Origin of the sequence: Spirosoma oryzicola (assembly GCF_021233055.1) — a bacterium.
Taxonomy (GTDB): Bacteria; Bacteroidota; Bacteroidia; order Cytophagales; family Spirosomataceae; genus Spirosoma; species Spirosoma oryzicola.
Window position 1 is genome coordinate 1,516,662 of record NZ_CP089538.1, and the last position, 13,364, is coordinate 1,530,025.

A 13,364-nucleotide genomic window follows, 5' to 3' on the forward strand; every position below is an offset into this window, starting at 1 on the left:
TGTTAAGACAAGATTTTTTTAATACGAGACCAGCCTCCGTTCAATAATTCAGTGGCATCCGGCGATAAATTGAATACATAAATACCGCCCAGAAACAAGCCCCCTATAGCGGCTGATCGGAGTGCAACGTCGATGCCAAGAATCCACCAGGAACCGGTATGGTGAGGCACCAGTTCGGCTACAAACCAGATCAGGGCAGCCAGCACAAGAACGGCTGCGTTACGCCACGTAAAGGGTTGAAGGCCAAATTTAAGGCCAACCAGCACCGTACGGGCAAAGTTATACAAGAATGTCGCCAGCACCGCACCGATCGCGGCCCCATTCATGCCATATAAGGGGATCAACAGTTTATTCGCCAGGATGGTAATGAAGATGAGCAACACGAAAAAGACGGAATCATAGGCGTAATACCGGGATGTGCTCAAAATAACACCGTTGACCCCCGTTGCCATGTCGATTAGTTTGCTTAAACCCAGCCACAGAATGACGTAATAACCGGATTCGTACCCAGCCGGAAGAATGGCAAAAACGGTTGGTAAGTTGGCGGCTACACCGACAAAGACCAGACAGCCCGCAATCAACTGGTTGAGGCAGCTTTTGCGGTAGATGGTCATAATATTATTCATGTCGTTGGCCTTCCACGATTCGGCAATGAGCGTTCCCGAAACTTTGTAAAGTGCCGTAGCAGGCAAGGCAATCACGCTGGCGAAGTAAGAAGCCGTGCTGTAGACACCCGTATCATCCAGCCCTTTGCTGGTGCTGAGCATTGCTTTGTCGATGGTCCAGATGATCTGCGTCGATAGGGCAGTAGTCAGCGTAAGCGCCGAGTAACGGAAAATATTTCGGCGCAATTCGGGACTGACGGATATAAAGCGTCGGTTGAAAAAAAGCGATTTGTCCTGCGCTACGCTGTAAACCATCAGGACCAACGGGAGCAGGAAGGCCAGCAGCCAGAGCCCTACAAATTGCGGAAATGTGACCCAGCCGAGCCAGTACACAACGCCTGTAAGCAAGATTAATATTCGCTGCACCAGTTGTTGAAGCAGCGTTCCTGTAACGGGATCATACAGTAGTCGGGCGTAAGTGTCAAAGACGGCAAAAAAGACCGTGAACACCATCAGCGGAATCAATACATAATAATAATCGACAAATAAAGCCGATTGAGCCTGATAGAGCCCAACTGCCCACGGACGCGCCAGCCATAAAGCCAAGATAGACAAGCTAGAACCCGCAAGAGTAGTCATTGTTGCAATGAGCAAATAGCCATTGTGTTGGCGATCGGTATCACGAAAGAAAGGGAAGAAGCGGCCTCCAGCGCTGTTTAGACCAAGATTAGATGCTTGGGCTAAAATCAGAGAAACTGAAATTAACAACGACAGTAAACCGATTTGTTCCTTGCTGAATAGGTGAGGAAAGAAAAGACCTTGTGTAAGAAAACCAACTCCTACGCCTGCGTAAGCGTAAATAGAACTTTGAATAGTTTGCCGTTTAATTATACCCATTTGTGCGAAGGAGTGATTGAGTGAATAAATGGTTGAGTGAATAAAACGTACATAAGTAACTCACTCAATCACCCAATCACTCAATCACAATTAATTGATCAAACCCCATTCCAGGGCGGTGCCGGCGGCAATATCGGCTGCGGCAGTTTTACCAAGTATGGTGTTGTAGTAGCGGGTGTGCAGACCATACGCCGGGCGAATGCTGCGCACATTGTCAGTGGTAAACGGTTCGCCCGCTTTTACGTCACGCACGACGTAGAGCGACCGTTTAAATTGCAGACTCTTCTGCTCTTTAGCCGTCATTTCGTAGCTGACGTGACCCATAGCCAGATGCGCGCGCTCAGTTTCGATGACGAGGTTTTTGAGTTCGTCAGGTTCCAGCGAAAAAGCTGAATCAACGCCCCCGTCGGCCCGTCGTAAGGTAACGTGTTTTTCGAGGACAACGGCCCCCAATGCTACCGCAGCGACTGCCGCGCCAATGCCCATCGTATGGTCAGAAAGACCAACATGTACATTGAACAACTGCTGCATGTGCGGAATGGTAAGCAGGTTAGTCGTTTCGGGCGTGGCTGGGTAGGTACTCGTACACTTAAGCAGAATCAGGTCTTGGCATCCGTTCGCCCGGAGCACCTTCACCGACTCGTCTAAATCGGCCACCGTTGCTACGCCGGTGCTCATAATGACTGGTTTTCCCGTCTGCGCGATCTTTTTCAGAAGAATATGATCGGTATTTTCAAACGATGCAATCTTGTACAGCGGCACGTCGAGCGATTCTAAAAAATCGACGGCGGTGGTGTCGAACGGAGAACTGAAGGCGATCATGCCCCGTTTCTTGGCGTGTTCGAAAATAGGCTTGTGCCATTCCCAGGGCGTGTAGGCTTCAGCGTACAGTTTGTACAGATTTTTGTCGGCCCAAAGCGACTTGGTATCCCGAATGTAAAACTCCTCCGATGCCCCATTGAACGTGATGGTGTCGGGCGTGTAGGTTTGAAGTTTGAGTGCGTGAGCCCCCGCGTCGGCTACGGCATCAACGATTTCAAGTGCCCGGTCGAGCGACTGATTGTGATTGCCCGACATTTCAGCGATAACAAATGGCCTATGGATTGGGCTAATAACATGATGGGCAACCTGAATCGGATGATTCATTATTTGTTTACTGTTTATATTCTGTTGATTAGGCGTACATATATTTTAGTACAAAATTGGAACCTAAACGCCCTGATTTTTGCCTATTTTCATATACTCGCACCCTCAAATTTACCGCTTTTGAACGAGAATAGCCAATCAATGAGTAAGGACTAGCCGCCCACCAAGTCCGTAGGTTAATCGAGCAGCTCCATTAATATATACTCGAAATGCATTAGCTTGATAAGCTGTAGGGACTGTAATGATATGTCTTATCTGAACAGCATCAGTAGCAGTTGGAATACAACCACACGACCATACAGTTGGATCATTCCAGTTGCCATCTCGAAGAGAAACATACGGCTGAGCGGTAATAGGATTGAGCGTAAAATCAGTTTGGCAGTTCGTTGCATAATACAAAGCTCGTACCTCAGCATCAGATAATACTCCACGGTACACCCGAACATCATCGATAGCTCCATGGAATGGTTGAATAAGTGTATTCTGAGTTGGTCGGATACCTATGCAGGCTTGTAGCGGGCAGGTATACGTAAGTGGACCATTAGGGTAGATGGGTACGGTCTGAACTTTCTCCCCATTTATGTAAAAAATTAATGCGTTAGCTGCTCTGATAGCTGTTAAGTGCGTCCAAGTATCGAGACTAACCAACCGGGTTGTAATAATCGATCCCGTTGTATTGTAAGAAAAGAAATTCCATACATTTCCTCCGTAAATAGGCCGGTTTGTTAAAGTAAGACACTGGTTTGGCTCACTAAATGAGAAAATCGTGTAAGCGCCGTCCTCGACGGGAAATGAAGCGAGTTTTACCCATGCCGATAGGGTGTAAGTTGGATTAGTGAACGGTGCCGCTGGTAAATCTATATAGGCGTTACGATCAAAGAAATAAGCGCTAGAAGGGTTACCAAATCGGTCACTGGTAAGAGTAGCTCTGACGACAGTGCCGTGATTGGGACCGAAGCCGTCATCAGCGTTACCACTGAACGAATAGCAGGCTACTAATTGGTTAGCGGCTTGTCCAAAAGCGGAACAAGAATATACAAATAATAGGAAAGTATAGAAAAGTAGTTTGTATGCCATAGAGTAAATTCGTTTACTTAAATTATATTCAATTAGTAATATTATTACGAAAATTTCAAATGCGATAAATTTTATTTTGCATTACGGTACGATAAGATTCCCATTCTGATTTTAAAATAGCTAGGCCAACAACGTCCTGCCAGATGCCGTCTTTCTTTACATGCTGACGATAATAAGCTTCGCGTCTAAAACCGAACTTCTCGTGCATACTAATCACCTTTTCATTGAAGGTCATCACTTCACAACGGAGCTTGTTGAGCTTTAGCTCACCAAAAACATAATCAAGCACGCGAAATTCTATTTTAGCTCCCAACCCTCCTTTCCGAATCGTAACGTCGCCTAGATAAAATGCCCAGTAGCAACTGCTCAGCGTGTGATTTAGGCCGGTTATCGACGCTAACCCGACCTTTTGATTGTTGTACGTAATGACCCAATAACGACAGGTGGAATCGTTCTTGATACGAGCAAACCAACTCGCTTGTTGCTCGTAAGTGATCATTTCACTAGTGTACATATATTGAGACACTTCAGGCATGTTACGCCAAGTCCGTACCAGCTCAATATCTTCTTCGGTTAATGGCGTTAGTTCGATATCCATCGATTAATTAGTTTACTAGTAATTCTCGGAAAAATTTGGTGATTCTTTCTTCTGATCGACCGTCAAAAAATCGACGTTGATTAAACAGACTGGTATTTATTCGAGAGACTGGCAATGACAGGCTATCGTTTAGTTCGGCATCAGTAAAGTCTTTCTTTAAAACGGCTAATGCAATTTGGTTATCTGCATAAAATTGACTCAGAAAAGATTGATTGTCAGCAGTTAATATGCCAATAAATGGTTTGCCAACGGTTGCTGCTTCGTAAGAGATAGTACTGCACGACAGAATGCTTACGTCACATTCTTGAATGGCCGAAACCATCTCTTGCGAGGTAAGGTTTCGCCGAACCTGTACGCGGTTTTCTTCTTCATTTTCAGCTAGATCGTAGTGCGTATTTGCCGCGCCAGCTACAACGACTATCTGATTCGCCACGGTTTCTTTGAGCAAGCTATTTACAACTCTCTTGCTTATATTTTCAGGGTCCGCGCCCCCAAGATTGACTAAAACTTTATGGGGATAAAATGTAGATAATGTTTTGAAGGAAGTTCTCATGCCAGCTTCCAGAAATGGCTTTCTGAGTAAGCTATAGTCTGTTCCAAGTAAGAATCGGGTGTACGATTCCGCTTGATAGTCTGACATACGGGCATTCCCTCCGTGATTGATCACAACGTCAGCATACTGGTGCCAGGCTATTAAATCGTCGATGGCAATCAGTGTATGGCAGTGTCGTTTAATTAGTTTCTGATAATCAGATCCGAATGAATAGCCGTCCAGTATAACAAACTCCTGGCCAGTCAGATGATTGATCAGATTATTGGCGTCAACTGCATAATCACTAGTTTCTGGTAAATCAACAATGTCAAAAGAAGATTCTGTAATCAAGCTTTTTACAGAAGCAGAGGGATTTTGAACCAAAAAACTGATACGAAATAACGATTTAATCATATCCGCTATCGCCATACAACGTATAATATGACCTAAGCCTATTTGAGGACCTCCATCGACTCGAAAAATAAGTTTTGCTATGCAAGAGTCAGTCATAAGAATGCATGTTGTGAAGCAAGCGGTACTTAAATTCTGCTATTTGCCAATCATCTTCCGTATCAATGTCATGTGCGTGCATTTCGTCAATCACTATACCTCCAGCGGTTAAATTTGCTAGCCTCTGATGTTGGCGCAATGGGTTCACATTGAACCAATAAAACTGCCCTGTATCGTGATACATAGGTTCCAGATCCTGAGAGCGTAATAAAAATGAGTTAGGGTCAGCCCAGGTTATTATACCGGAGTTGAGTTTAAATGCTCGCTGGATGGGAAATGAGAATTGTTGGAGTGGATAAACAATGTCAACTTGCTTTTCCAAAAGCAACTCATACGAAGTTTTTAATAATTGAGAAGTGATGAATGGAGCCGTTGGGTATATGCAGCAAAGCGACTCATACGTACGGCCTATTAATTCATACTCGTCTAATACTTCCAATAACACATCGATTGTAGAGGCATGATCCCCCGAAGTTTTACTTTGACGCAGAAATGGAACCACTGCGCCATACTGCCGGGCGATGGCGGCAATTTCTTCGTCATCCGTCGACACCATAACCTCATCGAACAGATTCGAGTGGAGGGCCGCGTCAATGGCGTACGCAATGATGGGTTTACCCAGAAAAGGCCGGATGTTTTTTCGCGGAATACGTTTGCTGCCACCCCGCGCGGTAATGATCGCTACCGTACTCATGCGCCCATAAATTCCTTGACCGAAGCAACGACGTAATCCTGCTCATCGTCCGTTAGCGTTGGGAACATCGGCAAGCTCAGGCAACGGGCATAATAGCGTTCGGCATTCAGGAAATCGCCCGGTTTCCAGCCAAATTGCTGGTAGTACGGCATCAGATGCACCGGAATATAATGGACCTGCGCCATGATGTTTCTCGCCCGCAGAAAATCGTACAGCTCTTTGCGGTCATCTACCTGAATGATGTACAGGTGATACGCATGGCTGACGCCTTGGGGCGGAACGATAGTCGTAAGGGGAGAGTTTGCAAATGCCTCGTCGTATCGTTGGGCAATCGCCTGCCGACGCGTCATCATAGCGTCTACCCGCTTCAACTGGCTCGTTCCCAGAGCGGCCTGCATGTCGGTAAGGCGGTAATTGTAACCCAATTCCTGCAACTGCATGTACCAGCCACCCCGCTCGGGTTCGCCGTCGTAGGGTGCTGTAAAGTCGCCGGGTTTGTTGGTAATGCCGTGGGTGCGAAGCCGAAGCAGGTGATTATACAACGCTTCGTCGTTAGTGGTAATCATACCGCCTTCGCCCGCAGCAATATGCTTGACCGGATGGAAACTGAAAATAGCCAGCTCGGCCAGTGAACCATCACCACAGCGGTGTTCGATTCCGTTTTGATCAACAAAAGACGCCCCCGGTGCGTGACAACTGTCTTCCAGCAGCCAAAGCCCGAACTCGTCCGCCAATTCGCGAAAGGCTGCCATGTCAACCGGATAACCGGCAAAATCGACCGGAATGATACCCGCAAAATACCCTTTCGGATGTTGTTCTAATAAAGCACGAACGGCATTAACATCGAGCAAGGCAGTTTCGGAATCGATATCCGCGAAGAAAACCTCGCCACCGCAATACCGGACGCAGTTCGCCGATGCCGAAAACGTGATCGGTGTCGTGATGACGCGGGTGCCTTCGGTAACGCCGAGCGCCAGGCAACTCAGGTGCAAAGCCGCCGTACCGTTAGCGAGGGCCACGGCGTACCGACAACCGATGTACTGTGCAAAAGCCGCTTCAAAGGCAGCAATATGCGGTCCCTGGGTTAGAAAAGGGCCCCTCAGCACCTCCGCGACGGCGGCAATGTCCTCGTCCGTAATGTGCTGGCGACCGTATGGAATGGGTTGATTCATGAACAAGAAAGGCAAACGCCTGCATTTAGAAAGTTACGTTCAGCCGAATTACAGGAAAACTACACCTGAAAAGCAGGATCGACATGTTCGCGGATCTGCTCGCGGATCTGCTCGACGTTGAGCCATTCAGTGTTGGTGCCGGAATTGTATTTGAACCCCATCTCGACCTGTCGACCGTTGAACGCGTTCATGTAATCGTCCATGCTCCAGGTAGGCGTCGATGGGGTGATGACGTAATACTTGTCCGTTTCGACCGTGTTCAACGAATCCGTTTCCGTAATCATTTCCTCATGCAGTTTCTCTCCGGGACGAATGCCGACGAGCTTTTGTTCGCAGTTGGGGCCGATAGCGGTCGCTACGTCGGTGATGCGATACGATGGAATTTTAGGTACAAAAATTTCACCGCCCCAGGCATGTTCGAGCGCGTACAAAACCATTTCTACCCCTTCTTCCAGTGAAATGTTGAAGCGCGTCATGTCGGGGTGGGTAATGGGTAGCATACCGTCTTTTCGCTTCTCCAGAAAGAACGGTACGACCGACCCCCGCGATCCGATAACGTTACCATACCGAACCACCGAGAACCGAAGGTCGCGACTGCCTTTCATGTTATTGGCGGCCACAAACAGTTTGTCGGAGCAGAGTTTCGTGGCCCCATAGAGGTTGATGGGTGCGGCTGCTTTATCCGTCGAAAGGGCTACGACGCGCTGAACGCCGTTGTCCAGGGCGGCATTGATGACATTTTCGGCCCCGAAGACATTGGTTTTGATACACTCCATCGGGTTGTATTCTGCAGCCGGTACCTGCTTGAGCGCGGCAGCGTGTACAATAATGTCAATGCCTTCGCAGGCCCGTTTCAGGCGCTCGCTGTCGCGCACATCGCCGATGAAAAAGCGGATGGACTTGTACTTCGAATGCGGGTAATGCTGCGACAACTCGAACTGTTTCAGCTCGTCGCGCGAATAGACAACCAGCCGTTTGATATTCGGGTAACGCTGGTACACCATTTCAATGAATTTCTTGCCAAATGAGCCGGTGCCGCCCGTAACTAAAATCGATTTATTGGTTAGGTCAAACGGTTGACCCGTATTGATTTGATTCATACGTAATTACCTATGCTGGGCGGTTTTCTATAGACCACGGTTGCCGGGTTAAGAAGAACGCACTTCTTTAATGCTTCTACCCACAAAGGTAGGGTTATTTCTTACGGATTCCGTCACCATCTCGCCGTAAAGAACCTTCCTCGCTTCGCAGGTATGTCGCTGCTGTTTCTCCAGCTTCATCTAGCCTTGTCTCAAGCGCTCTGACGATAGGTGTATATAGGTGAAGCTTCTGGCTACAGGCGTCTAGGCCGGACCGTTACCTATTTATCCAGATGGTACAGCCGTCTATTTCAAACTAAGAGGTTACCTACAGGATATATCCGTTTACTGAAGTAAGATTAAGTTTAGGTAACGACAATTTTGATGAATATCCAGAATCCTAGTAAATCCCTTTACGGTAAAAAGTTCAATTATACGCATGTATCACTGTCTACCCGTGCGATTGCGCTCACGTTATTTGGCATAGCCTTCCTGTTCGTTATTATCAGTTTCGCTGGTATGTACGCTCGTTTATACGCGAGTGCTCAGGGATTTCAATGGCATCGTTACATCGAGCATCTGATTGACAAAACGTATGTTGATTCAGAATTAAACATTCCCACGTTCTACAACGCCTGTCTGCTGCTGCTGTCGAGCGTTCTTCTGCAACTGGCTAAATTGATCAAAGGACCCAGCCAGGTAAAGCGTCAGCATTGGTCTATATTATCAATCATTTTTCTGTTGCTGGCCATGGATGAATCAACGAGTTTTCATGAACTTCTCAATGTCAGTACCTTGCAGGGAAACGTGCCAGCCAGTAAATACTTACATTGGACCTGGGTGATTCCTGGAATGTTATTCGTTGTGGCCGTATTCGTTTTTTTTATTCCTTTTTTGCTCGCGTTGCCCCGTCGTACTGCTAGTCTGATGATCTTGGCCGGAGCGACTTACGTTGGTGGAGCAATAGGGTTGGAAGTAATTGGGTCGGCTGTGATCGTCGATGAAGGGTTTTTTAACTTGCACTATAGTCTTGTGACCCACCTGGAAGAGTTGATGGAAATGACAGGTCTGGTGGTATTTATCTACTGCCTGCTGGATTACATCAGCAAAAAACCTATCCAGGCAACCGTTACGTTCAACTAGCAAAGGCATATACTACAGCATTCAACTGGAAAAAGCAGACCGGGCTAAACAGCAGGAATTACAGCAGCTAAAGGCGGAAGTCGGCGAGTTAAAGCAACTGGTCAAGCAGCTTCTGGAGAAGAAATAATAAAGTTTAAATAGCGCCAATAAAGAAAACGCCCGGCTACTGTGATGTAGTCGGGCGTTTGTGTATCAACTACCTTATTTACTCGGCACTGTGTTCGCTATCTGGGCTCGTTCGAAAGCGTCGATGTAGCTTTTGGCACTGGCGTTCAGGATCGTAACCCCCCGCGAATCGGCGTAATGTCGAATCACCTCATAGCCTCTAAACACCTTGTGTAAGGACAGGAACTGCGAAGCCATCGAGAAGGTGCGCTGCCGAAACTTATCGGAGTATACGGGTTCATGCTTCACGTCACTAGGCTTGTCGTAGAAATGGATCTGCTTGATCAATAACTGATTTTGGTCGTTCAGCCTGATCTGCTCATGCCAAGAGGTATCCGCACCAAACAGATAAATGGTTTCGAACCGGCGGTTGATCATCAACGTCAAAGCCGCAATGATAACCGTTTGGGCCTGAGGCATTCCAAAGCCATTGGCGTACAGCCAGTATGTGAGCCGCTGAAAACCGCTGACCACGGTATAATTGAAATAAACAGGCTTGATCTGCGGATTGCCACGTTCAATCTGACCAAGCAGATACGACCCTTTTGCAAAATGAGGTACGTACAAGGTCATAGGCCATTTCACCTGCTCCAGAAAGACCGACAAGGTACGGCGGATGTCGTCGCGGTCGGTGGTCTGTTCGGTAAAGACAAAATAGTTTGGGTCAGAAATAACGTAGTTCTGCGGCTTGAGACGGAGAAAAATGTCGGCGTGGGCAAAGTTGTTGACGCAAACCATTTCCGTTCGACGGATAAAATCGAAGTGTTCGGTCAGGGACTCGTTTAAGGACGGACCGTTACCCAGAACCGAGCAGACAGGGAGCTGGCGGGCGGGTAGTCGAGTTCGGTGGCGACCACGGATCACCACTTTTATCAGGGAAAGAAGCGATTTGAATAACTCGCCCAGAAATCGACTTATGGAATTAAAAGCAGCTTCAAGCATGCGGTCAGTACCGGATGGGATACCCTTTTTTATACAAAATAACGAAAAAAACACCAGAACGGACTGTCATCAATGGGAAAGTGGCCTAAACGACGTAAGCGGCAACGGTCCAGAAGATCGTAGTTCCTGTCTACAACTTTTTCTCGAATGTGAGCTTGGGCGATGATTGTGCACCGAGGTTTTGCTTGAAACGAATAAGGCTGAGTTTGGGTTGCCGGTCAGCGTCAAGCGATACACCCAGGTCGAGTACGCGAATACCTTGTTGCTGGCAGTAAGTGAATACGCAATCCAGGAGCAGTACCATTGGGCTAAACGTTCGGTAGTCGGGGTGCGACGCGGGAAGAAAGCTATACAAAATGTCGTGCCGTACCCGTACTGCAACCGTCAAGGCAATGAGCTTTTCTCTATGCCGGACGGTAAAGACCGGAAACTGGTGGGGGAAGTTCTGTAAAAGAGTGATCAAATAATTCGTGCCAAGCGTAAGTCGATACCCTTGTTTGTGTCGGCTATCTTGTAAAAAAGCAGCGACTTCTTTTACATCGGGAAGAGACCCCTGCGTAAACCGGAAATGGGCCTCTCTGCACTTGCGTAACCGCCGGCGTTCGGACGCCACTAGCTTTGACTCGAACGCTGTTTCGGTAACGGGAAGAAAGAAATTTTGGTGGTTTTCGAGAAGCGCAAATTCGTGCTTCTCCAGAATACGAGTAAGCTGTTCGGCCTGCGTGGGTGCGTAACAGTGCGGATAGTTAACCAGCCGTAATGCACGAGCGCCGTTGGTACGAGCCGTGTCCTGAATGCAGCCTATAAACTCCTCGATTAGATCGTCCGGGAGCGTATTGCTGAATTCGACCGAACCAAACGGGGCAGCACCGGGACTCATTGCTACCTGATCACTGACAAAAAAAGCACATCGGGCTTCGGCTTGCTGAGTCTGTTGGTTGAGAACGGTGAGCAAATGAAAGGCTCCGTTTTGTTGCTGACGGAGATGCTCGATCTCATTGAAGAAAAAGCCGGGTTGACTAAACAAGGGAACGCTGGAGGCTTCGGGACTAAATTGGTGCAGAATTGTGTAGTCAATCATTACTTAGGCTGCCAAACGCTTCCTGATAGAGCGGGCACTCGATCGGTTTTGAAAGCAACCGATTTATTGGGCTTAGTCAACTTTTATGCCATCGGCAAAAGCGTATGGCGAATAGTCTACAAAATGAAGTGACCACTTCCGTACTACGGAGTCGTAAGAAGGTAGTTTCTAACCAGAAAAAGAAGTGTTTTTGGTTTCGCCGTGAGCCGGATGGGTAGGAACTACTCGCAAAAGTTAAACGATAGAACCTTTTTTAGATACAGATATACGGCGCTGACCGATGGATAAAGCCGGTTCACAGCGACACAGATGCCGATCAGGACGCAAATAAACTGGTCAGCTGATAAAATTGTAAGAGAGAATATGTCAATTAGAAATCCCGATGATGTTATTTCGTCGGGATTTTTTGTTGGCTGTCTAGGGCTACCAATCTTAAGAAAGGTGTTTTTTCTTCTTCCATTGGGAGTAAACCAACTGAATGATCCCGTCTTTCAAGCCCAAGTCTGGGACGATAATTGTATTGGCCCCGGCCCATTTCATGACCGATACGTAAATGTCGGCGGCTGGAACAATGACATCGGCGCGGTCGGCGTTCAGACGGAGTTTGTTGATTCGATCTTCCTGACTGAAACCCGCAATGTGGTTGCGAATCCGTTCAATCTCGGCTCGGGTGGTTTCCGATTCGGATGTCTTAGACGCCAAGTTGAACAGCTTGCTGATGTTACCGCCCGTACCAACCGCCGTGATTTCTTCCGACGAATCAACGTTGTCTTCTACCCAATCTTCAATTTTCCGCCAGGCACCTTTGGTTTCTTTGCCTTCCAGCAGCCGAACCGACCCAATTTTAAACGATTTGGAATTGATTTTCTGCCGGTTCTTGTACAGGTTTAACTCCGTACTGCCTCCGCCCACATCGATGTGCAGAAACTGCCGGTCGTCGAGGGCCTGCACGACCACGTTGTTGATCAGTTCGGCTTCTTTGCTACCGTCGATGATGTGTATTTTGATGCCCGTTAAGGCTTCGATTCGTTTGGCAACTTCGTGTCCGTTCGACGATTCGCGCATGGCTGATGTGGCACAGGCCATGTAATCTTCGACTTCATGCAGTTCCATCAGCAGTTTATAGACCTGCATGAGTTTAGCCGTCCGGGCTTCACTTTCGGGCGTCAGTTCACCAAAATTGAACACATCGTGCCCAAGGCGAAGAGGAAATCGTACGTATTCGACGCGCTTGAAGCTTATTACCTCGTCGTTGTGTAATACCGTTGAGATTTGCAGACGAGCCGCATTGGAACCGATATCAATGGCTGCTAGTTTCATCAAATATAAAGCGTGAGAGACTGGTTTGTTAGAAGAGCGCCTATGCGAATCAGGGCAGAACTGCTAACCAGTCAGTTATCCCATTTACTAAATTCATCCGTCAATTGTTCGGCCAAAAATAGGTTATTTTTGGGGACTATGGCTATAACCTATATCTTTGCTTAAGTGCTTATCAAGAAAGACGGAGGGACTGGACCCTACGATGTCTTGGCAACCAGCCGCTTAGTTTAGAGTCGGAAAAGGTGCCGCATTCCACCCCGGTTTTGTGGGGACAGATAAGTTAGCATTCCTGCTCTCTTCTCCTGATAAGCCCCTTCTTGTAGCGAATTGCTTTAAGGCTGCTCCTGGCATGCCTATGACTTTATAAACTTTTGGATCACTTGGAACTGATTACAGACCTTCT

General features: G+C 47.5%; 12 protein-coding genes and 1 riboswitch. Of the genes, 1 reads left to right on the forward strand and 11 read right to left on the reverse strand.

The window, feature by feature from the left end:
• Positions 1–2: 2 nt before the first annotated feature.
• The 8 genes from LQ777_RS06115 to pseB all read right to left on the reverse strand — a co-directional run bounded on the left by LQ777_RS06115 (position 3) and on the right by pseB (position 8,331).
• Entirely contained in the window at positions 3–1,244 is a 1,242-nt protein-coding gene (locus LQ777_RS06115; protein WP_341871368.1) for a lipopolysaccharide biosynthesis protein, read from the reverse strand.
• 348 nt (positions 1,245–1,592) lie between these two features.
• The gene (pseI, locus tag LQ777_RS06120; protein ID WP_232561639.1) at positions 1,593–2,648 is read right to left on the reverse strand and encodes a pseudaminic acid synthase; all 1,056 of its coding nucleotides are present in this window, start codon (positions 2,646–2,648) and stop codon (positions 1,593–1,595) included.
• A gap of 138 nt (positions 2,649–2,786) precedes the next feature.
• On the reverse strand, positions 2,787–3,725 hold the full coding sequence (locus LQ777_RS06125) for a LamG domain-containing protein (protein WP_232561640.1): 939 nt from the start codon (positions 3,723–3,725) through the stop codon (positions 2,787–2,789).
• A gap of 55 nt (positions 3,726–3,780) precedes the next feature.
• Positions 3,781–4,323 carry a UDP-4-amino-4,6-dideoxy-N-acetyl-beta-L-altrosamine N-acetyltransferase gene (gene pseH / locus LQ777_RS06130; protein WP_232561641.1) on the reverse strand — a complete coding sequence of 181 codons (543 nt, stop codon included), beginning with the start codon at positions 4,321–4,323 and terminating at the stop codon, positions 3,781–3,783.
• Positions 4,324–4,330: 7 nt separating this feature from the next.
• Positions 4,331–5,365: a UDP-2,4-diacetamido-2,4,6-trideoxy-beta-L-altropyranose hydrolase gene (gene pseG, locus LQ777_RS06135; protein ID WP_232561642.1), complete on the reverse strand. Its 1,035-nt coding sequence runs from the start codon at positions 5,363–5,365 to the stop codon at positions 4,331–4,333.
• A complete protein-coding gene (pseF, locus tag LQ777_RS06140) occupies positions 5,358–6,059 on the reverse strand; it encodes a pseudaminic acid cytidylyltransferase (RefSeq protein ID WP_232561643.1) in 702 nt (233 codons plus the stop codon). Before pseF ends, pseG begins: the two co-directional genes overlap by 8 nt.
• The gene (gene pseC, locus LQ777_RS06145; protein ID WP_232561644.1) at positions 6,056–7,231 is read right to left on the reverse strand and encodes a UDP-4-amino-4,6-dideoxy-N-acetyl-beta-L-altrosamine transaminase; all 1,176 of its coding nucleotides are present in this window, start codon (positions 7,229–7,231) and stop codon (positions 6,056–6,058) included. Before pseC ends, pseF begins: the two co-directional genes overlap by 4 nt.
• A 59-nt stretch (positions 7,232–7,290) precedes the next feature.
• Positions 7,291–8,331, reverse strand: coding sequence for a UDP-N-acetylglucosamine 4,6-dehydratase (inverting) (gene pseB / locus LQ777_RS06150; RefSeq protein ID WP_232561645.1), 1,041 nt, complete (start codon positions 8,329–8,331; stop codon positions 7,291–7,293).
• A 363-nt stretch (positions 8,332–8,694) separates the two neighbouring features.
• Here pseB and LQ777_RS06155 point away from each other — a divergent pair, with 363 nt between their 5' ends.
• Positions 8,695–9,453 (forward strand): hypothetical protein, encoded by a 759-nt coding sequence (locus LQ777_RS06155; RefSeq protein ID WP_232561646.1) that lies wholly within the window; start codon positions 8,695–8,697, stop codon positions 9,451–9,453.
• A 201-nt stretch (positions 9,454–9,654) separates the two neighbouring features.
• Here LQ777_RS06155 and LQ777_RS06160 read toward each other — a convergent pair whose 3' ends face one another.
• From LQ777_RS06160 to LQ777_RS06170, 3 genes are all read right to left on the reverse strand, one after another.
• On the reverse strand, positions 9,655–10,560 hold the full coding sequence (locus LQ777_RS06160; protein WP_232561647.1) for a hypothetical protein: 906 nt from the start codon (positions 10,558–10,560) through the stop codon (positions 9,655–9,657).
• A gap of 130 nt (positions 10,561–10,690) precedes the next feature.
• Positions 10,691–11,641, reverse strand: coding sequence for a GNAT family N-acetyltransferase (locus LQ777_RS06165; protein ID WP_232561648.1), 951 nt, complete (start codon positions 11,639–11,641; stop codon positions 10,691–10,693).
• 432 nt (positions 11,642–12,073) lie between these two features.
• Positions 12,074–12,961 (reverse strand): Ppx/GppA phosphatase family protein, encoded by an 888-nt coding sequence (locus LQ777_RS06170; protein WP_232561649.1) that lies wholly within the window; start codon positions 12,959–12,961, stop codon positions 12,074–12,076.
• Positions 12,962–13,127: 166 nt separating this feature from the next.
• A riboswitch (SAM riboswitch) is annotated at positions 13,128–13,243 on the forward strand.
• Positions 13,244–13,364: the final 121 nt, after the last annotated feature.

Excerpts from the sequence above, each read along its gene's own strand:
- LQ777_RS06115 (WP_341871368.1), bottom strand. The coding sequence starts at position 1,244 with ATGACTACTCTTGCGGGTTCTAGCTTGTCTATCTTGGCTTTATGGCTG.
- pseI (WP_232561639.1), bottom strand. The coding sequence starts at position 2,648 with ATGAATCATCCGATTCAGGTTGCCCATCATGTTATTAGCCCAATCCAT.
- LQ777_RS06125 (WP_232561640.1), bottom strand. The coding sequence starts at position 3,725 with ATGGCATACAAACTACTTTTCTATACTTTCCTATTATTTGTATATTCT.
- pseH (WP_232561641.1), bottom strand. The coding sequence starts at position 4,323 with ATGGATATCGAACTAACGCCATTAACCGAAGAAGATATTGAGCTGGTA.
- pseG (WP_232561642.1), bottom strand. The coding sequence starts at position 5,365 with ATGACTGACTCTTGCATAGCAAAACTTATTTTTCGAGTCGATGGAGGT.
- pseF (WP_232561643.1), bottom strand. The coding sequence starts at position 6,059 with ATGAGTACGGTAGCGATCATTACCGCGCGGGGTGGCAGCAAACGTATT.
- pseC (WP_232561644.1), bottom strand. The coding sequence starts at position 7,231 with ATGAATCAACCCATTCCATACGGTCGCCAGCACATTACGGACGAGGAC.
- pseB (WP_232561645.1), bottom strand. The coding sequence starts at position 8,331 with ATGAATCAAATCAATACGGGTCAACCGTTTGACCTAACCAATAAATCG.
- LQ777_RS06155 (WP_232561646.1), top strand. The coding sequence starts at position 8,695 with ATGAATATCCAGAATCCTAGTAAATCCCTTTACGGTAAAAAGTTCAAT.
- LQ777_RS06160 (WP_232561647.1), bottom strand. The coding sequence starts at position 10,560 with ATGCTTGAAGCTGCTTTTAATTCCATAAGTCGATTTCTGGGCGAGTTA.
- LQ777_RS06165 (WP_232561648.1), bottom strand. The coding sequence starts at position 11,641 with ATGATTGACTACACAATTCTGCACCAATTTAGTCCCGAAGCCTCCAGC.
- LQ777_RS06170 (WP_232561649.1), bottom strand. The coding sequence starts at position 12,961 with ATGAAACTAGCAGCCATTGATATCGGTTCCAATGCGGCTCGTCTGCAA.